The organism is Nonomuraea sp. B12E4 (genome assembly GCF_039871825.1).
Lineage (GTDB): Bacteria > Actinomycetota > Actinomycetes > Streptosporangiales > Streptosporangiaceae > Nonomuraea.
This window is the reverse complement of record NZ_JBDPME010000002.1, coordinates 246,526-272,052: the sequence shown is the minus strand read 5'-3', so window position 1 is coordinate 272,052 and position 25,527 is coordinate 246,526. Positions and strand designations below refer to the sequence as shown.

General features: G+C 71.1%; 24 protein-coding genes and 1 pseudogene. 7 read left to right on the top strand and 18 right to left on the bottom strand.

What is annotated here, in order from left to right; translation table 11 throughout:
* Positions 1 to 2: 2 nt before the first annotated feature.
* The 7 genes from ABGB18_RS07055 to ABGB18_RS07025 form a co-directional block, all read right to left on the bottom strand.
* Entirely contained in the window at positions 3 to 1,397 is a 1,395-nt protein-coding gene (locus ABGB18_RS07055) for a VWA domain-containing protein (protein WP_347694542.1), read from the bottom strand.
* Positions 1,394 to 2,833 (bottom strand): hypothetical protein, encoded by a 1,440-nt coding sequence (locus ABGB18_RS07050; RefSeq protein ID WP_347694541.1) that lies wholly within the window; start codon positions 2,831 to 2,833, stop codon positions 1,394 to 1,396. Before ABGB18_RS07050 ends, ABGB18_RS07055 begins: the two co-directional genes overlap by 4 nt.
* Entirely contained in the window at positions 2,833 to 3,324 is a 492-nt protein-coding gene (locus ABGB18_RS07045; protein WP_347694540.1) for a hypothetical protein, read from the bottom strand. The genes ABGB18_RS07050 and ABGB18_RS07045 overlap by 1 nt, the downstream gene beginning before the upstream one ends.
* A 148-nt stretch (positions 3,325 to 3,472) precedes the next feature.
* Entirely contained in the window at positions 3,473 to 3,895 is a 423-nt protein-coding gene (locus ABGB18_RS07040) for a cupin domain-containing protein (protein ID WP_347694539.1), read from the bottom strand.
* Positions 3,896 to 3,941: 46 nt separating this feature from the next.
* Positions 3,942 to 4,763: a phosphoenolpyruvate hydrolase family protein gene (locus tag ABGB18_RS07035; RefSeq protein WP_347694538.1), complete on the bottom strand. Its 822-nt coding sequence runs from the start codon at positions 4,761 to 4,763 to the stop codon at positions 3,942 to 3,944.
* A 92-nt stretch (positions 4,764 to 4,855) separates the two neighbouring features.
* The gene (locus ABGB18_RS07030; RefSeq protein WP_347694537.1) at positions 4,856 to 6,169 is read right to left on the bottom strand and encodes a Tm-1-like ATP-binding domain-containing protein; all 1,314 of its coding nucleotides are present in this window, start codon (positions 6,167 to 6,169) and stop codon (positions 4,856 to 4,858) included.
* A gap of 149 nt (positions 6,170 to 6,318) precedes the next feature.
* On the bottom strand, positions 6,319 to 6,666 hold the full coding sequence (locus tag ABGB18_RS07025) for a luciferase family protein (protein WP_347694536.1): 348 nt from the start codon (positions 6,664 to 6,666) through the stop codon (positions 6,319 to 6,321).
* A gap of 380 nt (positions 6,667 to 7,046) precedes the next feature.
* Between ABGB18_RS07025 and ABGB18_RS07020 the strand changes: the two genes are divergently transcribed.
* Together ABGB18_RS07020 and ABGB18_RS07015 are read left to right on the top strand one after the other, a co-directional pair.
* The gene (locus tag ABGB18_RS07020; protein ID WP_347694535.1) at positions 7,047 to 8,720 is read left to right on the top strand and encodes a glycosyl hydrolase family 18 protein; all 1,674 of its coding nucleotides are present in this window, start codon (positions 7,047 to 7,049) and stop codon (positions 8,718 to 8,720) included.
* Between the two features lie 165 nt (positions 8,721 to 8,885).
* Positions 8,886 to 9,737, top strand: coding sequence for an aldo/keto reductase (locus ABGB18_RS07015; protein WP_347694534.1), 852 nt, complete (start codon positions 8,886 to 8,888; stop codon positions 9,735 to 9,737).
* Between the two features lie 31 nt (positions 9,738 to 9,768).
* Here ABGB18_RS07015 and ABGB18_RS07010 read toward each other — a convergent pair whose 3' ends face one another.
* The 7 genes from ABGB18_RS07010 to ABGB18_RS06980 form a co-directional block, all read right to left on the bottom strand.
* Entirely contained in the window at positions 9,769 to 11,136 is a 1,368-nt protein-coding gene (locus tag ABGB18_RS07010) for a sulfatase-like hydrolase/transferase (protein ID WP_347694533.1), read from the bottom strand.
* A gap of 23 nt (positions 11,137 to 11,159) precedes the next feature.
* Positions 11,160 to 11,966: a carbohydrate ABC transporter permease gene (locus tag ABGB18_RS07005; RefSeq protein ID WP_347694532.1), complete on the bottom strand. Its 807-nt coding sequence runs from the start codon at positions 11,964 to 11,966 to the stop codon at positions 11,160 to 11,162.
* Complete coding sequence (locus ABGB18_RS07000; RefSeq protein WP_347694531.1) at positions 11,966 to 12,838, bottom strand: sugar ABC transporter permease; 873 nt, start codon at positions 12,836 to 12,838, stop codon at positions 11,966 to 11,968. Before ABGB18_RS07000 ends, ABGB18_RS07005 begins: the two co-directional genes overlap by 1 nt.
* Positions 12,835 to 14,100, bottom strand: a complete 1,266-nt coding sequence (locus tag ABGB18_RS06995; RefSeq protein WP_347694530.1) for a sugar ABC transporter substrate-binding protein — start codon at positions 14,098 to 14,100, stop codon at positions 12,835 to 12,837. The genes ABGB18_RS07000 and ABGB18_RS06995 overlap by 4 nt, the downstream gene beginning before the upstream one ends.
* Before the next feature lie 14 nt (positions 14,101 to 14,114).
* Entirely contained in the window at positions 14,115 to 15,095 is a 981-nt protein-coding gene (locus ABGB18_RS06990; protein ID WP_347694529.1) for a LacI family DNA-binding transcriptional regulator, read from the bottom strand.
* A gap of 330 nt (positions 15,096 to 15,425) precedes the next feature.
* Entirely contained in the window at positions 15,426 to 16,769 is a 1,344-nt protein-coding gene (locus tag ABGB18_RS06985) for a dihydrolipoamide acetyltransferase family protein (RefSeq protein WP_347694528.1), read from the bottom strand.
* Positions 16,770 to 16,843: 74 nt separating this feature from the next.
* Entirely contained in the window at positions 16,844 to 19,024 is a 2,181-nt protein-coding gene (locus tag ABGB18_RS06980) for a thiamine pyrophosphate-dependent enzyme (protein WP_347694527.1), read from the bottom strand.
* A 94-nt stretch (positions 19,025 to 19,118) separates the two neighbouring features.
* On the opposite strand from ABGB18_RS06980, the gene ABGB18_RS06975 reads away from it, so the two are divergent.
* From ABGB18_RS06975 to ABGB18_RS06955, 5 genes and pseudogenes are all read left to right on the top strand, one after another.
* On the top strand, positions 19,119 to 19,616 hold the full coding sequence (locus tag ABGB18_RS06975; RefSeq protein ID WP_347694526.1) for a VOC family protein: 498 nt from the start codon (positions 19,119 to 19,121) through the stop codon (positions 19,614 to 19,616).
* On the top strand, positions 19,603 to 20,262 hold the full coding sequence (locus ABGB18_RS06970) for a GntR family transcriptional regulator (RefSeq protein WP_347694525.1): 660 nt from the start codon (positions 19,603 to 19,605) through the stop codon (positions 20,260 to 20,262). The genes ABGB18_RS06975 and ABGB18_RS06970 overlap by 14 nt, the downstream gene beginning before the upstream one ends.
* Complete coding sequence (locus ABGB18_RS06965; protein WP_347694524.1) at positions 20,259 to 20,708, top strand: (2Fe-2S)-binding protein; 450 nt, start codon at positions 20,259 to 20,261, stop codon at positions 20,706 to 20,708. The genes ABGB18_RS06970 and ABGB18_RS06965 overlap by 4 nt, the downstream gene beginning before the upstream one ends.
* A gap of 108 nt (positions 20,709 to 20,816) precedes the next feature.
* Positions 20,817 to 21,209, top strand: a pseudogene (locus ABGB18_RS06960) (molybdopterin cofactor-binding domain-containing protein); the annotation flags it as partial.
* A complete protein-coding gene (locus ABGB18_RS06955) occupies positions 21,201 to 23,012 on the top strand; it encodes a molybdopterin cofactor-binding domain-containing protein (RefSeq protein ID WP_347694884.1) in 1,812 nt (603 codons plus the stop codon). The pseudogene ABGB18_RS06960 and the gene ABGB18_RS06955, both read left to right, overlap by 9 nt.
* A gap of 55 nt (positions 23,013 to 23,067) precedes the next feature.
* Here ABGB18_RS06955 and ABGB18_RS06950 read toward each other — a convergent pair whose 3' ends face one another.
* The 4 genes from ABGB18_RS06950 to ABGB18_RS06935 all read right to left on the bottom strand — a co-directional run bounded on the left by ABGB18_RS06950 (position 23,068) and on the right by ABGB18_RS06935 (position 25,521).
* Positions 23,068 to 23,493, bottom strand: a complete 426-nt coding sequence (locus ABGB18_RS06950) for a hypothetical protein (protein ID WP_347694523.1) — start codon at positions 23,491 to 23,493, stop codon at positions 23,068 to 23,070.
* Positions 23,490 to 23,771 carry a CopG family transcriptional regulator gene (locus ABGB18_RS06945; protein WP_347694522.1) on the bottom strand — a complete coding sequence of 94 codons (282 nt, stop codon included), beginning with the start codon at positions 23,769 to 23,771 and terminating at the stop codon, positions 23,490 to 23,492. Before ABGB18_RS06945 ends, ABGB18_RS06950 begins: the two co-directional genes overlap by 4 nt.
* A gap of 356 nt (positions 23,772 to 24,127) precedes the next feature.
* Positions 24,128 to 25,378 (bottom strand): Xaa-Pro peptidase family protein, encoded by a 1,251-nt coding sequence (locus ABGB18_RS06940; RefSeq protein ID WP_347694521.1) that lies wholly within the window; start codon positions 25,376 to 25,378, stop codon positions 24,128 to 24,130.
* Entirely contained in the window at positions 25,375 to 25,521 is a 147-nt protein-coding gene (locus tag ABGB18_RS06935) for a hypothetical protein (RefSeq protein WP_347694520.1), read from the bottom strand. The genes ABGB18_RS06940 and ABGB18_RS06935 overlap by 4 nt, the downstream gene beginning before the upstream one ends.
* Between the last annotated feature and the right edge of the window lie 6 nt (positions 25,522 to 25,527).

The window sequence follows — 25,527 nt, the reverse complement described above, 5'->3', positions numbered from 1 at the left end:
TCCTAGGTGAGGAAGTTCTTGAGCTCGAAGACGAGCTTGTGGATGTGACCTGAGATCACCGGGGTGCCCAGGTCCTTGAATTTCTTGCGGAACCACGGTTCGACGCTCTGGACTCCCGAGCTGTTGACCGAGCCGACAGGGATGAACTTGACCCCCGAGCGGTACACGGCCTCGATGCCGTCGTAGAGCGGCTGGGAGCGGTCGAACTCGTAGAAATCGGAGATCCACACCATCACGGTGTTGCGCGGATCACTGATCTTCGGGCGGGCCATGGCCATCGCCACCGGCCCGTCGTTGCCGCCACCGAGTTTGGTACGCAGCAGCACCTCGAACGGGTCGTGCACCCAAGGGGTCAGGTCGATGGCGCGGGTGTCGTATGCGATCAGGTGCACATCCACCTTCGGCAGCCCGGCGAAGATGGAGGCCAGGATGGTGCAGTTGACCATCGAGTCCACCATCGAGCCCGACTGATCGACTACCACGATCAGGCGGGCGGGGGTGGTGCGGTGAGCCGTCTGCTTGTAGTAGAGCCGGTCCACGTAGAGCCGCTCGTCCTCGGGGCTCCAGTTGGTGAGGTTCTTCCAGATGGTGCGCTCGACGTCGAGGTTGCGGAAGACCCGCTTCGGCGGCACCGACCGGTCGATGACGCCCACGCTGGTCTTCTCCACCTGCGTACGCAGCACCTGGGCGACCTCGTCCACGTACCTGCGGATCAGCGCCTTGGCGTTGGCCAGCGCGACGCCCGACAGGTTGGACTTGTCGCGCAGGAGCTGCTCGATGAGCGACATGCTCGGCGTGAGCTGCCTGGCCAGCGCCGGGTCGGCCAGCACCTCGCGCAGGTGCATGCGCTTGACCAGGTCGCCCTCCATCGAGGCGAGCCAGGCGGCCAGATCCTCGTCTCCGGGGCTGTGGCGCAGCCCGCCGGGCTCGCAGCCCATGCCGCGCTCGAACCAGGCGGCGTCCTGCTTCCAGCGTTCGAGCTGGGTGGCGGTGACGTTGCCCGAGCCGGTGGCGAACACGTTGAGCAGCAGCTTGGAGACCAGGGCCGCGCGGCGCACCTCGGCTCCGTCCTCGTGCTCCTTGTCCGCCATCAGGTCCTGCAGCTCGACGCCCAGCTCGGGGAAGCGCTGCACCAGGTTGTCCACGGACACGCCGGGGTTGAGGAGCGCGGGCGGCAGGCCGAGGTCGTCGACGACGGCCACGCTGGCCGTCTCCAGGGCGGGCTGCTCGTCGGAGCCGAACAACCGCGACAGCAGCCGCCAGTAGAGCACCTGCCGCCGCGACTCGTCCCTGGCCGCCAGGGAACCGCTCACGCCCGCCCGGGACTCGCTCATGCCCACGGCGGCATCGCTGTTGCCCGTTGGGGGTTCGTTGTTGCTTGTCGGGGATTCGCTCATTTGCGCAGTAGCCGTCCTGCTCGCTCGCGCAGCACGGCGACCGCGTCGCCGGACTTCGCCAGGGCCTTGACCACCTTGGGATCGGTGGGGCCGAGGGCCCAGTCACCGTTGTGCGCCGTGACGGGCTTCTTCTTGACCGTCGCCTGCACCGCCAGCGGCTGCAGCGACCACTCCCCGTCCCAGCGCATCAGCCCGAGGCACGCGGAGGACGCCGCGACCAGCTCGGGCGTGAGCGGCCCACCGGCCGGCAACCGGTCGAGGTCGACGGTGAGCGTGTTGCCGCCCAGGTCGAGCGTCCGGCCGTCGATCTTGTAGCCCTCGATCAGGACCGGCTCGGCGATGCGTACCGGATGGCGGTCGAGCGGCGGGGTGGACGGCGCGACGGCGGCGGCGAGCCGGACCCGCGCGGTCGCGAACGGGTCGGCCTCCTCGCCCGCCGTGGCCCGGTCGTCGTGCCACACCAGGTCACCGCCGGGCAGCAGCGGCATGTCCGCGATCTCGACGGCGCGGTGCTCGGCCAGCGCGGCCAGCAGTGCGGGGTGGCCGCCCAGCAGCGCCCACGTGGCCGGGCCCACGATGGTGTCCACCTTGGCCGCGGCCACGCTCGTGCGTACCAGCCTGGCGGGGGCGCCGCCGGCGGGTTCGAGGAGGCCGTGGACCTGCACCCGTACGACGGTGGCGTGCTCGTGCACGTCCGCCCCGAGGATCAGCAGCCGCCCGGACACCTGCTCCGCGCCCCCGCCATGCCACGGCCCCCGCTGGGACAGCAGCATGGCGCGCGTCCACAGGTCGGCCCACCGGCGAGCGGGCAGGTGCTCCATCGCGGCGATCGGGGACGAGGCGCGCAGCTCCGCCGCCAGGCCGTCGAGCAGCACCGCCGGCCCGCGCAGTGCGGGCTGGGTGAGCAGCGCCTCGATCGTCTGGTCGGCGGTGGACAGCAGGTCGTCCTCGACGCCGCGCCAGCCCATGATGGCCAGCTCCCGCAACCAGACCCGGACCCCGCCGAGCAACTGCTCCGCCTTGCCGTCCCCGCCCGCGACGCCCTGCGCGGGGCCGCCCTGCTTCGATCCGCTTCGCGAGGCGGCCTCTTGCGCGGGAGCCCAGGGGGAACGCGTGCGGCCCAGTGCCTCGTCGAGGCGGCCGAGGAGGGCGTCGTGGACCGCGCCGAACAGCGCGGCCCGGCCACCCGCCAGCGCCGCCAGGTGCTCGTCAGCGACCGACCCCGCCGCCACCTTGTCCACGGCCTCGCTCAGCCGCTCACCGATCGGACTGGCCGCGAGCCCGCCCGCCAGCGCCGCCAGCGCCGCGCCCGGTTCCTCCCCGACCCGCGCGAAGCCCAGCGCGAGCGCGCCGTCGAACCCCGTGATCAGTCCGAGCGCCTCGCCCACCCCCGCGGGCTCGCCGCCGAGCAGCTCTCCAAGCTGTACGTCGAGCATCAGCGCACCGCCCCCATCGCCGGGAACCAGTGCAGTTCGGCCAGCGGCTCCGTGCTGTCGGCCACCTCCAGGTAGGCCAGGTGGCGCAGGAACCGGCTGAAGACCACGGCCGCCGGCGTGCGCGTGGGGCTCCCCTTCAGATGTCTCATCAGATCATCGCCGGTGGGCACCTCCACCCGCAGGTAGCGGGCCACCCGGTCCAGGCCGTACTGCACGACGGCCTCCCCGGCCAGCAGGTGAATGTGCTTGCACGCGTAGCCGTGCAGCGCGCCGCACGGCCGGTTGTTGTTGGTGCTGCAGCTCAACGCGTGACTGCCGGCGTCGATCGACGACACGTAGACCCGCTCGATGTCGGACCCGCTCGACACGACGCCCTGCAACCGGCCGTCGGCCAACTCGACGAACGGCACCTTGGCCAGCTTGCGTGGCTCGACCGGTGGCACCACCCGTACCAGGCTGCGCTGCTCCCACGCGGTTTTGTCCGCGTCCACGACCCCAGAACCTCCCGCCCCGGCCGGCTCGCAGGAGCAGGCGGAATTGCCCGCTCCCGCGCGGCCGGCTGATCAATGATCCGGGAACTTACCCGACCTCACCGACAGAACGGGCTTGAACGATCAAAGCGCGAGCCGGGGCCTCGGATCACTCCGGCTTGACGTCGGCCGCGGCCCAGGTCGGATGCACGCCGGGGGCCAGCTCCACGAAGTCCGGCAGGTCGCGCAGCGCGTCCTCGGCGCCACCCGGCGTGTACGTCGCGATGATCCGCAACGGCCGCCACCCGGTATTGAACGTGGAGTGCGGCGTCCCCATCGGGATCCACACCGCGTCCCCGGCCTTGACGGCGAACTCCGGCTCGTCGCCGACCGTCTGGCGGCCCTCCCCCTCGATGATGTAGAGCACCTCGTCGGAGAAGGGATGCTGGTGACGGTCGTGCCCCTTGTTCGGGTTGATCACCACTTCGCCGAACGTGGACGAGGCGCCGGGCACGGTGCCCGGCGTGATGTGCCATTTGATGGATCCCCAGTCGAAGAGCATCGTGGGCACGGAGTCAGGTTCGCGGTGCATGACAGTGGTCCTCCCTGGGATCCGTTCTCATCCGTCCTGGGTCCGCTCAGGCGGGCAGGTGTTTGAAGGCGCGGAGCTGGTCGGCGATGGCGCGTTCGGCGGGCAGGCGTTCCATGGAGGAGGCGCCGAAGAAGCCGGCGATCCCGGAGGTGCGCTCCTGTATGTAGCGCACGTCGTCCGGCTCGGCGATGGGGCCGCCGTGGCACAGGACGATGATGTCGGGGTTCACCGCCACGGCGGCGTCGTGCATCTCCTGGATCCGGGTGGCCGACTCCTCGAGGGAGAGGGCGGTGACGGCGCCGATGCTGCCCTTGGTGGTCAGGCCCATGTGCGGCACCAGGATGTCGGCGCCCGCCCGCGCCATGGCCGTGGCCTGCTCGGCGGTGAACACGTACGGGGCGGTGAGCAGGTCACGCTCGGCGGCCAGCCTGATCATCTCGATCTCAAGGTCGAAGCCCATGCCGGTCTCCTCCAGGTTCGCCCGGAAGACGCCGTCGATCAGGCCGACCGTGGGGAAGTTCTGAACGCCGGTGAAGCCCATCCTGCGCAGCTCGTCCAGGAACTGCGGCATGAGCCGGAACGGGTCCGTCCCGCACACCCCCGCCAGCACCGGCGTGTCCTTGACGACCGGGAGCACCTCGCCGGCCATCTCGACCACGATGGCGTTCGCGTCCCCGTACGGGAGCAGACCGGCGAGCGAACCGCGCCCGGCCATCCTGAACCGGCCGGAGTTGTAGATGATGAGCAGGTCCACGCCGCCGGTCTCGGCCGCCTTGGCGGACAGTCCGGAGCCCGCGCCGGCCCCGATGACCAGCCGTCCGGCCTTCCGCTCGGCGCGAAGCCTGCCAAGCGCCTCATCGCGATTCATACTGCGCCTTTCCGTGTCAGTGCCCGTCTCATGGGCGCCGCTTCTTCGATGGAGCGGCACATGCCTCCTGGAGGCTCATGCCTCTCGGAGGCTCAAGCCTTCTGGATCAGCTCGTGCAGCCGGTCGGCGGCGGCCACCGCGAACTGCTCCGCGTTGATGTCGAGCTCGCTCTCCACCACCTCGACGTCACTTCCCGCCACGGCGGCCAGTACGGCGTCGAAACAGGCCGCGTCGGCGACCGGGTCCCAGAACGGCCCGCCGTCCACGTCCACGGCGGACACGCCCCCCCGGGGCACGAACAGCGCGGTGGGCCCGGTGGCGGCGACCAGCTTCGCACCGATGACGCGGCCGAGCTCGGCGGTCTCCTCAGGAGTGGTGCGCATCAACGTCACGGTCGGGTTGTGCACCAGCAGCGTGCGGTCCCGGAACCGGTCGGGCACCGTGTCCATCGGTCCGAAGTTCACCATGTCCACCGCGCCGAGGCTGACGACCTGCGGCACCCCGGCGGCGCCGGCGGCGGTCAGGCGCTCGGGACCGGCGGACAGGACACCGCCGACCAGCTCGTCGGCCAGCTCGGTGGTGGTGAGGTCGAGCACCCCCGCGAAGTAGCCGCCGGCGACCAGCGCCTCCATCGCCCGCCCGCCGGAGCCGGTGGCGTGGAACACCAGCACCTCGTAGCCGAGGTCCTCCAGCCGGGCGCGCGCGACGTTCACGGCGGGCGTGGTGACCCCGAACATGGTGGCCGCAACCAGCGGCCGCTCCCCACCCCCCGCCGCCCCGGCCCCCGTCGCGTCTCCTGCGGCGGCCCTCAGGGGGTCGGACGCCGCGGTGGTGGTGGCGCGCCGGGAACCGGACGCTGCGGTGGTGGCGCGTCGGATGTCGTACGCGGCGGCCATCGCGCTGATCGCGGCCGCCGCGTTGCCGAGGATCTGACGCGAGATCGAGTTGATCCCGGCGACGTCCACGACGCTGTACATCAGCGTCATGTCGCTCTGCCCGACATAGGCCGACACGTCGCCGCCGGCCATGGTCGAGACGAGCAGCTTGGGCAGGCCCACGGGCAGCACCCGCATGGCCGCCGCCGCGACGGACGACCCGCCGCTGCCGCCGAGGGCCAGCATGCCGCTCACCCGGCCGGCCGCGTACAGGTCCCGGGCCACGGCCGCGGCGCCCGCCGCCATGGCGTGCAGGGCGGCGCCCCGGTCGGCGGCGGTCCTCAGAGCTTCCAGACTCGTCCCGGCCGCCTCGGCGACGGCCGCGGGGCCCACATCGGCGGGCAGGGCCGGCGTCCCCATGACGCCCACGTCGACGAGCACGACCTCCTGTCCGGTGCCGATGATCAGGTCCCGGACGTGGGCGTATTCCTCGCCCTTGGTGTCGAAGGTCCCCAGCAGCAAGACAGCCATGCCTGACACTCCTTCGCGCCCTGGTTCGTCGCCACCTTGTGGCCTGCCCCGCACCCGGGACGATCATGCCTCCCACAGGCGCGAAAGCAGCGACGTTTCAGGCCGCCAGGCGGGGCGTACGTGCGCCTTGACGTTCACGTGCGGAAGTTTCAGGCCACGTGCGCCTTGATGGCGACGCTGGTGAGTGCGAGCAGCAACTCCAGGTCGGGCTCGGCGTCCACCAGCACGGCCACCCAGGCACGGTCGGAGCAGGCCTGCACCTGGCCGCAGTCCCGCAGGTAGGGCCCAAGGCGGTCGATCGCCGGCGCGGTCAGGCGCACCTGCACCTCGTCCGCCCCGGTCATCCGCAGGATCTCGGTACCGCGAACGGCGAAGGCCACGCCACGCCGAGTGTCGCTCACCACCAGCGCCGGCCATGATCGCAACTCCGCCACCGCGCGAGCCACATAGGGCCCCCGGCGTTCAGCCGCCCGTCGCCTGACGGTAATTCCTGCCACAGCCCCATGCTGAGGCACGGCATGCCGCCACGTCAGCGTCCGTTCTGCAACCGTTATCAGCCACGCCACCCACTGGCACCCCTCCAGTCCCCAGGACCTCATCCGCCCCACGTGGCCGACCCACACAGGCGACCCGACCGACCGGCCCGGGCGCCTGAAGGCCACCGGGCAGCGCCTCCGTCCGTCGCCGGCGGGTGCCGCGGGGCGAGGCTCGGTGCGGGCCGCGCTCGGGTTGACCGGGCCGGTTTGCGGGCTGAGGGATATGTATTGACGCCTCCACAGGCAGAAGCTACGGTCGTTTCATAATTTAAAGGAAACTTTCCTAATAGTTCCCACGCTCCCCACCCCACGTTCACCCCCCAACCGGATGTCGGAGCATCATGAGACACAAGATCCTGAGCAAGGCCGTGGCCGGTCTGGCGGCGTTGGTCCTGCCCCTGACCGCCGCGGTCGTGGCCCCACCGCAGGCCACGGCGTCCGCCAGTGCCGCCTTCGCCGCCTGGGCCCCGTGGACGGCGTACACGGCGGGCACCCGTGTCACGTACAACGGCGTCGAGTACGAATGCGTCCAGAACCACACCTCCCAGCCCGGCTGGGAGCCCCCGAACGTGCCCGCCCTGTGGCGGCCCGCCACCGGCGGCGGCACCGACACGACGGCGCCGTCCGTACCCGGCAACCTCCGGTCAACAGGTGTCACCAACAGCAGCGTCTCCCTGGCCTGGAACGCCGCCACCGACAACGTCGCCGTCACCGGCTACGAGATCTACCGCGCCGGCACCCTCATCACCACCGTGACCGGCACCACCTACACCGACACCGGCCGCACCGCCAACACCACCTACAGCTACACCGTCCGCGCCCGCGACGCCGCCGGAAACCGCTCCGCCAACAGCAACACCGCCACCGCCACCACGACGGGCGGCGGCAACGGCGGGGGCGGGAACAAGGTCCTCGGGTACTTCGTGCAGTGGGGCGTCTACCAGCGCGGATACCACGTCAAGAACATCGACACCAGCGGCTCGGCGGCCAAGCTGACCCACATCAACTACGCCTTCGGCAACGTCCAGAACGGCCAGTGCGCCATCGGCGACAGCTACGCCGACTACGACCGCTTCTACCAGGCGGGCGAGAGCGTGGACGGCGTGGCCGACACCTGGGACGCCGGCGCGCTGCGCGGCAGCTTCAACCAGTTGCGCAAGCTCAAGGCGAAGCACCCGCACCTGAAGGTGCTGTTCTCCTTCGGCGGCTGGACCTGGTCCGGCGGCTTCGCCCAGGCCGCGCAGAACCCGGCGGCCTTCGCCGAGTCCTGCTACCGGCTGGTCGAGGACCCGCGCTGGGCCGACGTGTTCGACGGCATCGACATCGACTGGGAGTACCCGAACGCCTGCGGCCTGACCTGTGACTCCAGCGGCCCGGCGGCGTTCAGAAACCTCATGTCGGCGCTGCGCACCCGCTTCGGCTCCAACTACCTGGTCACCGCGGCCATCACCGCGGACGGCAACAACGGCGGCAAGATCGACGCGGCCGACTACGGCGGCGCGGCACAGTACCTCGACTGGTACAACGTCATGACCTACGACTACTTCGGTGCCTTCGCCCCGCAGGGTCCGACGGCCCCGCACTCGCCGCTCACCTCCTACACCGGCATCCCGACCGCGGGCTTCTACTCCGACAACGCGATCCAGAAGCTCAAGAGCAAGGGCGTGCCCGCCGGCAAGCTGCTGCTCGGCATCGGCTTCTACGGCCGCGGCTGGGCCGGGGTCACCCAGTCAGCGCCGGGCGGCACGGCGTCGGGGCCGGCGCCGGGGACGTACGAGCCGGGCATCGAGGACTACAAGGTCCTCAAGACCCGCTGCCCGTCCACCGGTACGGTCGCCGGCACGGCGTACGCGTACTGCGGCAACCAGTGGTGGAGCTACGACACGCCGGCCACGATCGGCGGCAAGATGGGCTACTCGAAGAACCAGGGCCTCGGCGGCGCGTTCTTCTGGGAGCTCAGCGGCGACACCACCAACGGTGAGCTGATCACGGCCATGAAGAACGGCCTCGGCTGATCATCGACAGCGGCCGGCCCTCACCTCCGAGGGCCGGCCGACGGTCCGGAATGCTGAGGGACAACCCGAAACGTAGTGATGGATCCGGTGGTGGGAAGATGGCCCCTATCTGTCGCATCACGGACCTGGAACGTGCTGCACCTGAGACGGGAACGGGGATTTCTCATGTCCATATCGCTCCGGGCCGCCGGCACCTTCGCCATCGGGGACAAGACCGTGCACCGCCTCGGCTTCGGGGCCATGCGCATCACCGGGCCGGGCATCTGGGGGCCGCCGCCGGACCGTCCGGAGGCGATCAGGGTGCTGCGGCGCGCCGTCGAGCTGGGCGTCGACTTCATCGACACCGCCGACTCCTACGGCCCGTACATCAGCGAGGAGCTGATCCGCGAGGCGTTGCACCCCTACCCGGAGCAACTCCTGATCGGCACCAAGGCCGGCCTCCTGCGCCCGGGACCGAACCGGTGGGTCGCCCTCGGGCACCCCGCCTACCTGCGGCAGGAGGTCGAGATGAGCCTGCGCAGGCTGGGCGTGGAGCGCATCGACCTGCTCCAGTTGCACCGCGTCGACCCGCACTACCCGCTGGCCGAGCAGATCGGCGAGCTCAAGCAGCTCCAGGACGAGGGCAAGATCGCGACCGTGGGCCTGTCGGAGGTCGGCGTCGAGCAGATCGAGCAGGCGCGCCGCGTCACCGAGATCGTGACCGTGCAAAACCGCTACAACCTCACCGACCGCTCCTCCGAGGACGTGCTGGAGCACTGCGAGCGGCACGACATCGGCTTCATCCCGTGGAACCCGATCGCGGCCGGCGCCCTGGCCGCGCCCGGCGGCCCGGTGGCCCACATCGCCGAAGCCGCCGGCGCCACGCCCGCGCAGGTCAGCCTGGCCTGGCTGCTGGCCCGCTCCCCGGTGATGCTGCCGATTCCGGGCACCTCGACGGTCTCTCACCTGGAGGAGAACCTGGCCGCCTCCACCGTCTCGCTGACGCCGGAGCAGTTGAGCGAGCTGAGCGAGAGCTAACGCTCCGCCCGCCGGGATCGGCGGCCCGGGCTCACCGATCCCGGGGAGGCTGGTGACCGAAGCGAACCGGCTTGGGAGCCCGCAACCGCACCTCCGGGTCGGTCATCGCCTGCGCGCGGGAGGAGCGTTCGGCCGCGGGGTCGATGGCGGGCTCCGCCTCGCCGGCCGCCACGATCCTGCGCAGCAGCCGCTCCCGCAGCCCGGCCGCCACCCCGGCGTGCGAGGGGAACCCGGCCAGGTTGACCAGCTCGTACGGGTCGTGCTCCAGGTCGTACAGGGCCTGCTCGCGGTAGCGCGGGGCGGCGGGGTCGTCCCACGGGTGGGCGTCCTCGGCGACGGCGTAGTACTTCCAGCGCGAGGTGCGGATACCGCGCCCCACCTCGGACTCGCTCACCTGGAAGAAGACCTCCTCGGGCCAGTCGGCGCGGGAGTCACGGACCAGGGGCAGGAACGAGCGGCCCTGCATCTCCTCGGGCACCGGCAGCCCGGCGGCCTCCAGAAGCGTCGGGGGCAGGTCGATGGTGCTGACCGGGCGGGAGATCGCGCCGCCGCCGTCGAAGCCGGGCCCGCGCAGGGCCAGCGGCACCCGCAGCGAGGCGTCGTGGCAGGAGCGCTTGTACTCGCCGTTGCGGGTCTTGAAGTGGTTGCCGTGGTCGGAGGTGTAGGCCACGATCGTGTCGTCCAGCAGGTCCAGGCTGCGCAGCGCGTCCAGCAGCCGGCCGAGCCCCTCGTCCAGGCGCTTGACCTGGCCCAGGTAGCCGCCCATGTGCTGGTGGGCCGTGCCGCCGAGAGTGGCCAGGTCCGGCGGCATCCAGGTGCCCTGATAGCGCTCCTCGTAGCCGTCGGGGGCCGGATAGTCGTCCACCTCGTTCTGGTGGTGCGGCTCCAGAAGCGACACGAACAGGTAGAACGGCTCGTCGTGGTGGTCGGCCACGAAGCGCACGGCCGCGTCCAGCAGGGCGTCGGAGCGGTAACCCGGCAGCAGGACGGGGTCGTTCGCCTCGTCGTAGACGATCGTGCGGTAGGCGTCGGAGGTGTGCTCCAGCGCGTTGGCGGCCAGCCACGACCGGTAGCCGCCGCGCTGCTCCGCCGGCACCGGCTCGGTGTCGGCCAGGTGCCACTTTCCGATGTAGCCGGTGGCGTAGCCGGCCGCGTCGAAGTGGTGGGCCAGGGTGCGCTCCGTGGCGGGCAGGGGGCGGCCGTTGCGGTGGACGCCGGTCGTGGTCGGATAGCGGCCCGTCTGCAGCGCCGCCCGGGCGGGCGCGCACACCGGCTGAGGGGTGATCGCCACCGTCGCCTGCGTGCCGTGCCTGGCCATCCTGTCGAGGTTAGGGGTGAGAGGGCCGACGGTGTCCCACCGCTGCTGGTCGGTGAAGACGACGATCACGTTCGGGCGCAAAAGGAAATCTCCTAACGAAGTGACTATTTGAGTCCGGTCAGCGCGATGCCACGGACGAAGTATCGCTGGGTGAGGACGAACAGCACGGCGGTGGGTACGAAGAGGATCACCGACCCGGCGGCCGTGAGATGCCACAGTGTGAAGTACTCCTGGTTGAACAGGGTGAGCCCGACCGGGATGGTCCGCATCTCGGGCGTCGAGGTGGCGACGAGCGGCCAGAGAAACTCGTTCCACTGGAAGACGAAGGTGAACAGTCCGAGCACCGCCAGCGCGGGCCGCGTCTGCGGCAGGATGACGCGCCGGTAGATGCGCAGCTCGGAGGCCCCGTCGATGCGGGCCGCGCTGATCAGGTCGTCGGGGATGGGCTGGATGAACTGCCGCATCAGGAAGATCCCGAACGCGTCCATGAGGAACGGCGTGATCAACCCCTGGTACGTGTTGAGCCATCCCAGGTTGGCCATCAGCACGTACAGCGGGATCATCCGCACGAAGAACGGCACCATCAGCGTGGCCAGCAGCGCCACGAAGAGCGTGTTGCGCAGCGGGAAGCGGAACTTGGCGAAGACGTAGCCGACGAGCGGGTCGAACACCAGGTGCGCCAGCGTGATCACGCCGGCCACGACGAGGCTGTTGACGATGAAGCTCCCGAACGGCGCGCGGGCGAACAGCTCGGCGTAGTTGCCCCACTGGGGCGAGTCCGGCACGAGCACGGCCTCCCCCGACAGCGTCTCCGCCTCGGTCTGCAGCGACAGGGACACCATGTAGAGCAGCGGCAGCACCGTCACCAGCGAGGCCACGACGAGCAGCGTGTAGAGCAGTGCCTTGCGCATCAGTAGACGACCTCCGAGCGGCGGCCCGCCCTGAGCTGGATCAGGGTGAACGCGACGATCACGACCAGCAGCAGCACCGACTGCGCCGAGGAGTAGCCGAAGTCCCTGGTGCGGAAGGCCACGTTGAAGATGTGGAAGACCGACAGGTCGGTGGCGTCACCGGGACCGCCGTTGGTGATGATGTACGCCTGGCCGAACGCCTGGAGTCCCGAGATCACCGCCATCACCGACACGAACAGCGTGGTCGGGGCCAGCAGCGGCAGCGTGATCCGCCAGAAGCGGCGCCAGGCGTCCGCGCCGTCGATCTTGGCGGCCTCGTGGTAGGTCTCCGGGATGCCCTGCAGCCCGGCCAGGAACAGCACCATCGTGTAGCCCACGCTCTGCCACAGCGTGACGGCCGCGATCGTGAGCAGCGGGTCGGTGTTGAGCCACTGCTGCCCCGGCAACCCGGCCGCGGCCAGCACCCGGTTCAGCACGCCGAGCTCCGGGTCGAGGATGTTGCGCCACAGCAGCCCGACGATCGCCACCGACGTCAGGTACGGCACCAGCAGCAGCACCCGGAAGACCACCCGCCCCCTGAGCGGCTGGTCGATCGCCAGCGCCAGGGCCAGCCCGAGCACGAGCGACCCGGCCACCACGAGCACGGCGAAACCCGCGGTGACCAGGAACGAGTGCCGCACCGCCGGGTCGGCCAGGGCCTGGCCGAAGTTGGCCAGGCCGCTCCACTGGTCGGCCTGCGGCCCGGTGCGCAGGCTGGTGGCCATCACGTTGCCGATCGGCAGGTAGAAGAAGGCGCCGAAGAACAGGATCGCCGGAAGGAGGAACAGGTAGGCGGTCAGGGCGTACCGGCCGGCGAGGGTGCGGGGCCTCATTTCAGGAAACCCTCGGCGGCCTTCGTGAAGGTCGCCAGCGCGTCCGCGGCCGGCTCGTTCTGGATGAGGATCTGCTGGTACATGACCTTGAGCTGGTCCTCCCACTTGCCGAGCCGGCCGGTCAGGCGCACCTGCTGGGAGGAGTCCTGGGCGTAGGGCAGGGCGTCGGCGAAGACCTTGATGGCCTGGTTCGACTGCACCTCGGGCAGGTCGGCCCAGGAGACGCGCGGCATGAGCATGCCGGTCTCCTTGGTGGCGGCCTGCTCGACCTTGAGGTCGGTGATGCGCTTGATGAAGTCCCACGACAGGTCGGGCCGGGGCGCCTTGGCGGGCACGAACATGCTGACGCCGGCCGCCTGGGTGGCCTGCTGCTTGTGCCGCAGCGGCGGCGCGATGCCGAGCTCGATGTCGGGGCTGGTCTTCGCGATCGGGTCGAGGTCCCAGGGCCCGGTGAAGATCATGGCGGCACGCTTGGCGGAGAACAGCTTCTGCGGGCCCGAGTAGTCGGTGCTCGACACCGGCACGGGGGCCACCTTGTGCTTGTGGATGAGGTCGGCCTGGAACTGCAGCGCCTCGACCGCGTCGGCCACCGGCTCCATGATCCCGCCGGTCTTCGGGTCGTAGGGGGTGACGCCGGCCTGTGTGAGCCAGGGCCAGACGTAGGTGTAGTCCTGGTTGAGCGCGACCCCGTACACGCCGTCCTTGGTCAGCTTCCGCGCCGCGGCCAGGAACTCCTCCCAGGTGGTGGGCGGTTCCAGGCCGGCGTTCCGGAGCATGGCCTTGTTGTAGAGCAGCGTGTTGCAGGTCAGGTGGAGCTGCACGCCGTAGATCTTGCCCTGGTAGGAGTTGCGCTCGACGGTGACGGGCCGCCAGTCGCCGGGGAAGCCCATCGCGGCGCCGTCGCGGTCGACGTAGTCCTGCAGCGAGCGGGCGTTGCCGGACAGGGCGAACTCCTGCACCCACCCGCCGGGCTCCTCGACCAGGTCGGGCACGGTGCCCGAGGCGAAGTCGGCCAGCAGCCGGGTCCGCAGGTCGGGCCACTGGTATTTCTGCAGGTTGACCTTGACCTTGTTGGCCTGCTCGAACTCGGCGATCACCTTGCGGTAGGCCTGGTAGTCGTGGCCCGCGTTCCAGTAGACGGTGAAGGTCCCGGGCGCGGCGGTCCGCGCGGGCGGGGCTCCCGCACAGGACGACAGCACCGGTACGGCGGCGGCCGCCCCGGCCAGGCGTAGCAGGTCACGACGGGAGAGGGGGGAGGTCATCTCGGATTTCCCTTCTAGGACGAGCCCCGCCGCACGAAGGTCCAGGACCGGACGATCTCGCGGGCGGGCGGCGGCTCCTCGGCCTGGAGGCGGTCGAAGAGCAGGCGTACGACGTCGGTGTAGTCGTGCCTGAGCGGGCCGACGGTGCTGAGCGGCGGGTTGCTGATGAGGCCCTCGTCGATGTTGCCGGAGCCGACGATGGAGACGTCGCCGGGAACGCCGAGCCCGAGGTCCCTGGCCGCCCAGATCGCGCTGATCGCCGCCCTGTCGGAGGCGGCGAAGATCGCGTCGGGCCGGTCGGGCGAGCGCAGCAGCTCGGTGGCGGTCTGGTAGGCCGCCACCCGGTCGTCCGCTCCCGAGGTGACGATGCGCTGGTCCACGCCGTGCCGGTCCAGGGCCGCGGTGTAGCCGAGCAGCCGGCCCACGGGCCTGTCTCGGTAGAGCTCGTGGCGGTGGGCCATGAACGCGATGCGCCGCCTGCCCTGCGCCAGCAGGTGCTCGACCGCCTCCGCGGACGCCTCCGCCTCCGGAGTGCGTACGAGGTCGCAATCCGCGAGGCCGCTCTCGTTGCTCAGCACCACCATCGGCAGCCCGGTGGCGGCGAGCCCGGCGAGCAGGTCGTGAGCCAGGTGGTCGCCGACGACGTTGATCAGCGCGCCGTCGGCGATCCCGCCGCGCAGCATGTCGACGGCGGCGCCCGCCCGGGCCTCGGAGTAGACGGCGAGCGTGACCACGGAGTAGCCGCGGGCGTCGGCCATCTCGTGCAGGTCCGTGGCCAGCCGCTCGTCGCTGGGCACTCCGCCGAACGTGCTCAGCACCAGGCAGACCCGCTGGGTCCGGCGCTTGCGCAGGCTCCGGGCGGCCTGGTTGGGGGTGTAGCCGAGCTGCCTGGCCGCGTCGAGCACCCGCTGCCTGGTCTCGGCGGCGACGGGACGGTCCCGGCCGCTGAGCACGTAGGAGACGGTGGCGACCGAGACGTTCGCCAGCTCGGCCACTTGTCGCACTGTTGGTCTCATGTTAGTCGAATAACCTAGCATTCCCTATGGGGATATGGGGAATTTGGAGCCGAGGATCTCGGCAGACTGTTGGGATGGGGAGTGTCGATCACTGGGCGACTCTCCGCGATGTGAATCGATTAACACCCTATTTGCGCGCCCCCGACCGATCAAGAGTCCGACATGCCCGGGTTTTCCCCGGCGGCCCCTGGCCCGGCTGCCGCTGGACGGTTCGGGGCGACGGACCGCGTCCAGCTCTGGGACCGACACGAGCGAGGCCAGACCTGCCCCTAGATCACGCCACGACGCGCGTGAGCAGCTCCGGGAACATCACGCGAGGATATGGATGGGGTCGGCGAGCAGCGCCAGGAACTCCCTCATCCAGGCGGCGGCCACCGTCCCGTCGATCGGGCGGTGGTCGACGGACAGCGTCACCCTCATGACCTCGCCCACCTTGATCTTTCCCCCTTTGGCCGTTCCCCCCATGGCCTTGCCCGCCCGGACTACGGGCTCCTGACGGACCGCGCCGACGGCCAGGATGGCGGACTGGGGCGGGTTGATGATCGCGGCGAACTCCTCGACGTCGTACATGCCCAGGTTCGTCACGGTCAGCACGCCGCCCTCCAACTCGTCCTGCCGCAGCCGCCCGGCCCGCGCCCGATCGGCGAGGTCGCGGGTGGCGGCGGCGACCGACGTGATGGACTGGTGCTCGACGGAGCGCAGAACGGGTGTCACCAGCCCGCGCTCGGTCGCCACCGCCACCGCCAGGTCGACCGTGCCGAAGGTGCGGGTCGCCTCGGGGGTCCAGACCACGTTCATCTCCGGGACGCGCTGATGGACGTGGGCGACGGCCTTGAGCACCAGGTCGGTGATGGTGACGCGCTGCCGGGCGTCCGTGTCGAGGCGGCGGCGGAGCTTGAGGAGCTTGCCGACGTCGGCGGTGCCGCGCACGTAGAAGTGGGGGGCGGTCTGCTTGCTCTCGGTCAGCCGCGCCGCGATGGCCCGCCGCATCCGCGAGTGCGGCACCTCGCCGACCACCCCGCCCTCGGCCCCCTGACTCGGGGCGACGGCGGGACCGGCCACACCCGGCGGCCGACCGTCTGTGGCAAGGGTGTCGGGCAGGGCGAGCGGGGCACGTCGCTCTATCGCCGCTTCGACGTCCCGCCGGATGATGCGCCCGTTGGGGCCCGTGCCGGTGATGTCCTCGACCGGTACGCCCGCCTCCCGGGCCAGCCGCCGCGCCAGCGGACTGGAGAAGATCCGTGCGGGCCGGTCAGGGCCGGACCCGTCGGCGGGCTGGGCGGGCGCGACGGCAGGTGACGTGGGAAGGGGTCCGGGCAGGTCGTCTAGGTCGTCGCCCGTTGCGCCTGGAACATCCGCGTCATCCCTCCGATCCCCGAGATCGCCCTGGGCATCCGCGTCATCCGCCCGCGCCCCGAGATCGCCCAGGACGGCGATCGCCGTTCCGACCGCGACCGTGGCGCCTTCGGTGGCGAGCGTGCGGAGCAGGACGCCGTCGGCCTCGGCCGCGACGTCGACCACGGCCTTGTCGGTCTCGATCGTGGCGATCACATCCCCGGCCGCGAACGAGGTGCCCACCGCGACCGCCCACCCCTGCAGGACGGCCTCGGTGGCGTTCGCGGCCACCTCCGGCATGCGCAGCAGCCGGGTCATCGAAGACTCCTTCCAGCGTGGAGACCCCGGGCTTCAGCCCTGGGCGGGAAACACGGCAATGCACCGCAGCGTGGTCAACAGGACGCCGCCATCTCGGCGAGCTTGGCCGCCACCTCGTCCTCCATGGCGATGGCCGCCCGCTCCAGCACCTTGCTGATGCTGGGCGACGCCTCACCCCCGGTCACCCGCTGCACCGGCTGGTCCAGCCAGTCGAACAGGCGCCGCTGGATCTCGTCCGCCAGCCACCCGCCGTAGGACGTCCCCACCGGCCCCTGCTCGGCGATCAGCACGTTGTTGGTCTTGCGCACGCTGGCTCCGATGGTGTCCCAGTCGAGGCTGGCCCGGTCGAGCCAGCGGAGATCGATCACTTCCGCGTCCAGGCCGAGAGACTCGACGGCCCGCAGCACGTACGAGGTCATGGCCAGGTACGTCAGGACGGTGAGCCGCGAGCCCGCGCGCCGGACGGCGGCCCGGCCGACGGGGATGCAGTAGTCCAGGTCGTCCACCGGTCCCTCACCCGTCGAGGCGTACAGGTCCACGTGTTCCAGCACCACGACCGGGTCCTCGCAGCGCAGAGCGCTGTTCATCAGCCCCACGTAGTCGAACGGGGTGGTCGGGGCGACGACGCGCCAGCCCGGCGCGGTGGCGAAGATGCCGGCGGGGTCCATGGAGTGCTGGGAGCCGTAGCCGGCGCCCATGGCGACCTTGCTGCGCAGCACGAGCGGCATGGCGTCCGTGCCCCCGTACATGTGCCTGGCCTTGGCGATCTGGTTGAAGAGCTGGTCGGCCGCGACCCACATGAAGTCGGCGTACATGAGCTCGGCCACCGGCCGGTGCCGCCCGTCGGAGGCGATGCCGCCGGCCAGGCCGGTGAAGGCGTTCTCGCTGATCGGGGTGCCGAGGACGCGGTCGGGGAAGGCCTCCTTGAGGCCGCGGGTGGCGCCGTTGGTGCCGCCGTTCAGCCGGTGCACGTCCTCGCCCAGCACGACGATCGATGGGTCGGTACGCATCCGCCGCGCCATCACCCCGGCCACGGCGTCGATGAACTTCTGCTCGGCCAGCTCCCCCGTGAACGTGTCCCGGTCGGCCAGTCGCGCCCCCGCGAACTCCCCCAGGTCGCCACGCACGCCCACGTGCGCGTAGCCCGGGTCGGGCCACTCCGCGGGCCTGATCCTGCGCTGTCCCGGCTTGCCGCCGGGCAGCGGTTCGAGCAGGACGTCGCCGATGCCGGTCATGAGCCGCGCGGCCCGGGCCACGGCGGCGTCGATGTCCGGCCGGGCGAGCAGGCCGCGGCGCACCAGGTGACCGGAGAGCTGCTCGATGGGGTCGCGGGCGCGCCACTCCTGCTCCTCCTCCCTGGTGCGGTAGCCGAACGCGCTGCCGGGGAAGGGGCCGTTCTGGTGGAAATATCGGTAGACGTCCGCCTCGATGACAGCGGGCCCCTCACCCGCCCTCATGTGCCGCAACACCTCGCGCATGGCCAGGTGCACGGCCAGCACGTCCATGCCGTCCACCTTCCAGCTCGCGACACCGAAGCCGGGCCCGCGGGCCGACAGCCGGGACTCGGCGGTGACCTCCTCGACGCCGGTGGAGACGGCGTAGCGGTTGTTCTCGACGAAGAAGCAGAGCGGCAGCCGCCAGGCGGCGGCCAGGTTGAGGGTCTCCAGGGTGGAGCCGATGTTGGCGGCGCCATCCCCGAAGTACGTCACCGCCACCGCTCCCGTGCCCGCCTGCCGGTGCGCCCACGCCGACCCGGCCGCGAACGGCACGCCGCCGCCCACGATCGCGTTCGTGCCGATGGCGCCCGCCTCCTTCCAGCGCAGGTGCATGGACCCGCCGCGACCGTGGCTGAAGCCCCGGTCCAGGCCGCAGATCTCGGCGAGCGTACGCAGCAGCACCTCGCCCACCTCGGGCGAGAAGTCCCTGGTGGGGTCGATGCCCTTGGGCTCCACGTACGCCAGCGCCTTGGCCAGGAACTGGTGGTGCCCCCGGTGCGAGCCGTTGACCGTGTCCGCGCTCGTCAGCGGCAGGATCGAACCGACGGCGCCGCCCTCCTGCCCGATGCTGGAGTGGGCCGGGCCGTGCACCAGGCCGGACCTGGCGAGGTCGAGCACGTGTTCCTCGAACGCCCTGATCAGCAGAAGCTGGCCGAGCATGCTCGTCAGCAGTAGCGGGTCGGCCGCGTCCCAGTCCTCTTCCGTGGCGACGACCTCGACCCAGGGCACCCTCGCTTCGAGCCGGTGATGCTGAGGCATCCCTCAGCCTTACATGTAATGGATCCAAAAGACACCCCTGTCCGAGCCACTGACAGTGGAGTAGCGTGTTTTGGATCCAAGGGGAAGGGACGGCATGAGCGGACTCCCGGGGTTGAGCCGGCTGGACCACATCGGCTTCACGGTGCCCGATCTGGCGGAGGCCAGGACGTTCCTGGTCGACGTGCTCGGCTGCGAGTACATGTACTCCCTCGGCCCGTTCCGGCACGACGACAGCCCGTGGATGAAGGAGCACCTCAACGTGCACCCGCGGGCGGTGATGGAGCAACTGCACTTCTTCCGGTGCGGCGGGCAGGCCGTCTTCGAGGTGTTCCAGTACGCCGCGCCCGACCAGGACACCGAACTGCCGCGCAACAGCGACATCGGCGGCCACCACGTGGCTCTCTATGTGGACGACCTCGACACCGCCGTGGCCTACCTGCGCGAGCGGGGTGTCGAAGTGCTCGGGGAGCCGACGGCCAGCAGGGGGCCGAGCGAGGGGCAGCGCTGGGTCTACTTCGTGGCCCCGTGGGGGATGCAGTTCGAGCTGGTGTCGTACCCGGACGGCAAGGCGTTCGACCGTGCGGGCGCCTGAGAGCGAGCGGGTGGCGGCGCACCTGCGCGCGGCCATCCTGAGCGGCGCGATCGCGCCCGGGGAGCGGATCAGGCAGGAGGAGCTGGCCGAGCGCCTCGGCGCCAGCCGCCTGCCGGTGCGCGAGGCGCTGCGCATGCTGGCGGCCGAGGGCCTCACGGAGCACCACCCGCGCCGGGGCGCCCGCGTGCCCCGGCTGGGCATGCACCAGGTGGACGTGATCTACCAGATGCGCGAGCGGCTCGAACCCCTGGCCCTGGCCGAGAGCATCCCGCATCTCACGGGCGCCGACCACCAGCGCCTGGGGCTGATCCAGGACAAGATCGAGGCCAACACCGACATCGGCGAGTTCCTCGCCCTCGACCGGGAGTTCCACCTGTTGAGCTACACCGGCTGCGCGATCGACGAGCTCTCCTCGATGGTCGTCCGGTTGTGGAACACGACCCAGCACTACCGGCGGGCCTTCATGCGCCTGACGGGGCCCGCCCGGCGCTGGGTGGTCAACGCCGAGCACCGGCTGCTGCTGGACGCCATCGAGCGGCGTGACGTCGTGGACGCCGAGCGCCACCTGACCGGCCACATCCGGCGCACCCGGGTGGAGCTGTCCCAGCATCCCGAGGTCTACGCGGAGGAGGGGGTGCGGCGGTGACGCGGCTGACCGTCAACGGCACCCCTGTCGAGGTCACGACCGACCCGCAGGCCCCGCTCCTGGACGCGCTGCGCGGGGAGCTGGGGCTGGCCGGGACCCGGTTCGGATGCGGCGAGGGGATGTGCGGGGCCTGCTTCGTGCTGCTGGACGGGCGCGTGGCGGCCGCCTGCGACACCCCCCTGTCGGCCGCCGCCGGCGGCGCGGTGGTGACCGTCGAGGGGCTGGCTCCCGGCGACGAGGCGCACCCGGTGCAGCGGGCGATCCTGGCGGAGCAGGCGGGCCAGTGCGGCTACTGCCTGTCCGGGATGATGGTCAGCGCCGCCGCCCTGCTGGCCGACGAACCCCGGCCGAGCGAGGAGGCCGTGGTGGCGGCCCTCGACCGCAACCTGTGCCGCTGCGGCGTCCACCGCCGCATCGTCCGCGCCGTCCTGAGGGCCGCCGAGTGAGCACCCGTGCCGGATCCCGTCTGATCGGCTCGCGGGCGAAAGACCGCAGCGGGGCAGCCGCCGAAAAGGACGCCGGATGAACGCCCGCGCGGAGCGGCACCGTGGGACGAGGGTGTGGGGAGGGACGTGGCGATGAGCGTGTCGGTGGAACCGGACGGGGTCATCTCGGTGCGGGCCGGGAAGGTGGAGCTCGGGCAGGGCGTGATCACCGCGCTCGCCCAGATCGCCGCGGACGCGCTGGGCGCCGACCTGGCGCAGGTCCGGATGTTGCCCGCGCACACCGGTGAGGGGCCTGACGAGGGGATCACGGCGGGGAGCATGTCGATCGCCCGCTCGGGGCCGGCGCTGCGCGAGACCTGCGCCCGCGTACGCGCCGCCTTCGTCGCCGAGGCCGCCCGCCGCTGGGACGTCTCCCCCGCCGAGGTGACGGTACGGCGCGGCGAGTTCCGCTGCGGCGACCAGACCACGACCTACGCCGACCTGGCCAGGGCGGTGCTCACCGCCGCCCCCGACCCCGAAACCCAGGCCGGGCTTGCTGCCCCAGGACCCGCCACAGGCCAGACCGGGGTGCCGACGGCGGCCCCCGCAACCGGCCAGACCGCGGAGTCGCCCGTGTTCGTGGGGGTCAGCGTCCCGCGGCTGGATCTGCCCGACAAGGTGGCCGGGCGGCCGCGTTTCGTGCACGACCTGCGCCTGCCCGGCCAGCTCTACGGCCGGATCCTGCGCCCGCCCTCCCCCGCCGCCCGGCTCACCGACCTGGCCCCGCACGAGGGCCTGCACGTGGTGCGCGACGGCTCGTTCCTGGGGGTGCTGGCCAAGACCGAACCGGAGGCCGACCAGGCGCTCGCCCGGCTGCGCCGGGCCGCCGCGTGGGAGGAGCACGACACCCTCCCCGACGAGCACGACCTGCACGGCTATCTGCGCAAGGGCCCGCACGAGGCCCTCAGGGTGCACCCCGCCCCCGACGCCCCCACCCCACAGACCGAGGGCCGGACTGACCCCACCACCGGGCACGCGGCCGCCCACGAGACCGCCCGCGAGACCGCCCGCGGGGCCGCCGGGAGGACCATCCACCGGGCCACCTACAGCAGGCCGTTCATCGCCCATGCCTCCATCGCGCCGAGCTGCGCCGCCGCCCGCTGGAACGCCGACGGCAGCCTGGACGTCTGGAGCCACACCCAGGGCGTCTACCCGCTGCGGGCCGCGCTCGCCCGGGTCCTCGGCCTGGCGGCGGACCGGATCGAGGTGCGCCACGTCGAGGGCGCGGGCTGCTACGGCCACAACGCCGCCGACGACGTGGCCCTGGACGCCGCCCTGCTGGCCCGCGCGGTCCCCGGCCGCCCGGTGCAGGTCCGGTGGAGCAGGCACGACGAGCTGACCTGGGCGCCGTTCGGGTCGGCCATGTCGGTGGACGTGGCGGCGGAGGTGGAGGCGGCGGGCGGGGTGGCGGCCTGGACGTACGACATCTGGAGCCAGGGGCACACGAGCCGCCCCGGCTACGCGGGAGGCGTTCCCGGGCTGCTCGCCGCCGCCCACCTGGAGCAGCCCTGGGAGCATCCCCCCGCCGCCGACCCGGCTCCGGCGGCTGGGTCGGGCATGGCCCGCAACGCGGTGCCGATCTACGACTTCCCCCGGGTCGAGGTCACCGGTCACCGCCTGCTGGAGACGCCCATCCGGTCGTCGGCGCTGCGCTCGCTGGGGGCGTTCATGAACGTCTTCGCCATCGAGTCGTTCATGGACGAGCTGGCCCTGGCCGCCGGGCGGGACCCGCTGGCGTACCGGCTGGACCGCCTGAGTGACCCGCGCGGGCGCGAGGTGCTGCGGCGGGCCGCCGATGCGGCCGGATGGGGGCGGCCCGGCCTCGGGCTCGGGTTCGCCCGGTACAAGGGCAACGGCGCCTACTGCGCGGTCGTGGCCGAGGTGGAGGCCGAGCACGACGTACGGGTGCGCCGCCTGACCATCGCCGTGGACGTCGGCCGGGTCGTCAACCCCGACGGAGTGCGCAACCAGATCGAGGGCGGCGCCACCCAGGCGGCGAGCTGGACGCTGAAGGAGCGGGTGCGGTTCGACCGGCGCCGGATCACCAGCGGCGACTGGGAGAGCTATCCGATCCTGCGCTTCAGCGAGACACCCGAGGTGGCGGTCGAGCTCGTCGAACACCCGGGCACGCCCTCCGTGGGGGCGGGCGAGGCGGCCCAGGGCCCGGTGGCCGCGGCCATCGCCAACGCGCTGGCGAGTGCGATCGGCATCCGCGTCCGCGACCTCCCCCTGACCCGAGATGCCGTGATGAAGGCCATCGAATAGGCACCTTGCGCAAGCGCCCAGTCTCCTAAAGGCGAGCACGCACGGGCATAGGAGGTCACACCTTCTTGACGACGATCGTGTCCGGGACGAGCTTCTCCAAGTCGTCTACGTCGGAGGTAAGGACGGTGACCTGCCCCTTCTGTCGCCCTGCGATGACGGCGAGGACCGCGTCGATTGCGTACTTGTGGCCATGTAGTTTGGCGTCAGCCAGGAGCCGGCGAGCCTGGCGGGCCTCATCCTTCCCGATATTGGGGACGTTGAGGCGGGCGAGGACCCAGTCCCAGCGTTGGTCGGTAATTCTGCCGTCGTGCGCCTCGACCACCGTCATGGGAGACGTCACTACGTCCGCCTGGCCTCGGGCCGCAAGGTCGAGCCAAGCGATCATCTTCCGGTCGCCCCGCACGGCCAGGGACAAGGCTTGGCAATCGAGCACAAAGATTCGCAGCGGCGGTTGCCTGTGCTCACCGCTTCGCTTGCTCACGCAGCCTCTCCTGCGTTGTTGCGTGTTCCGCCGGCGCGACGGCGCTCGTGCTCGGCATCGAGTTCGTCCACCTCCTCCATTGCTGCCGCGCGCTCGTCGTCGGTGACTGGACCGTATTCCTCCTCCAACCAGTTCACCAGCTCCAGCAACCGGTCCCGGTCACGCTTGAAGCGCAAAGCCTCGGCGACGTACGCCGAGAGCCCCCGCTCTGCCGCATCCGCGCGGATCTCGTCAAGGAGTTCCTCGGGAATCGTCACCGTTACCTTCTTGCTTGCCATACAAGCGACCATACTCCAGGTACCAAACTCCTTACCAGCCCTTCAGGGCAGCCCGCGCATCATCGTTCCCGAGGCCGGTACGTCACGCGCGACGAGGCCGCGACCATGATCCAGGCTCTGGCCCGCGAGGACCGCGTGGCCGTGGACGACCTGGGCGATCTGGAGACCGTCACTTGGGATCCCGGCAGTCATTGAAGATCAGGTGAGGTCGGACCAGAGCGCCCAGTTGGTGTTTACACCAGCGGTTTCTCCGGCTCGCCTTCCGAACCCGGCGTGCCAGTCGTCCCGGCACCGGGCTCTCCACAAGCCCCGTCCAGCGGTGTGTTGCCTGAGCACGGCCGAGCGGCGCGGCACCCTCAGTAGGCGTTGGCCACCACCAGGTCCTGGGCCGGGAACAGCGTCAGCACCCGGCACCCGTCCGGAGTGACCACGACCTCCTCCTCGATCCTGGCGGCGGAGAACCCGTCGCTCGCCGGACAGTACGTCTCCAGCGCGAACACCATCCCGGCCTGCAGCTCGATCGGCTCCCGCATGCTGTTGAGCCGCGAGATGATCGGCCGTTCGTGCAGCCCGAGCCCCAGCCCGTGCCCGAACTGCAGCCCGAAGGCCGCCATCTCGTTCTCGAACCCGAACGAGGTGGCCTCCGGCCACACCGCCGCCACCTGGTCGGTGCGCACGCCGGGCTTGATCATGGAGATGGACGCGTCCATCCACTCGCGGGCCTTGACGTACGCCTCCCGCTGCGCGGCGGTCGCGCTGCCCACGCTGAACGTGCGGTAGTAGCACGTCCGGTAGCCGTTGAAGGAGTGGATGATGTCGAAGAACGCCTGGTCACCGGGCCGGATCAGGCGGTCGGAGAAGTTGTGCGGATGCGGGTTGCAGCGCTCCCCGCTGACCGCGTTGATCGCCTCGACCTGGTCGGAGCCCATCTCGTAGAGGCGCTTGTTGGCCAGCGCCACGATCTCGTTCTCCCGGATGCCCGGTTTGAGCGCCTCCACGATGTCCTGGTAGACGCCGTCCACCATGGCCGCGGCCTGCGTGAGCAGCATGATCTCGTCGGACGACTTGATCTGCCGGGCGTCCAGCATGAGCTGCTGCGCGTCCACCACCCTCAATCCCTGCCGCCGCATCTCGAACAGGAACGGCGGCTCGACGATGTCCACGCCCACCGGGGCGTCGGCCAGGCCCGCGTCCGCCAGCATCCCCTTGATCTGGCGGACCGCGTCGGCCATCAGCCCGGCCGTGGGCGCGATGGCGCCGCGCAGGCCCAGCATGCCCGCGTGGCAGTCGGCCGGGTCCAGCCACGGGCTGTAGAGGCGGTGGTGGCGGGCGGCCGAGCCGAAGTCCCACAGGCGCGCGGGGCCGCCCCGGGTGAGCAGGGCGTACCTGGTCATCTTGTCGCCGAGGGCGCCGCCGATCCAGGTTTGGGTGACGTACCTGATGTTGTAGAAGTCGAACAGCAGGAACGCCCCGCACTCGCTGGACTCCAGCGCGGCGCGGGCCCGGCTGAGCCGGTGGTCCCTGAGCCGGGCGAAGTCGACGCGCTGCTCGTAGTCGACGCCCATGTGGCCGGGGGCGGGCAGCGGCCCGCTGTTCAGCCCGTTCATGCGCTCAGCCCGTCGTCCACCGGTACGGCCTCCGGTTCCGGTTTCAATCCCGCGGCGGCTGCCCGCGGGGCCAGCAGGATGGCGAAGTCCCCGGTCCTGGCCACCCTGCCGGTCCAGCCGGCCCGCTGTCTTGTCCACGTCATGGGGCT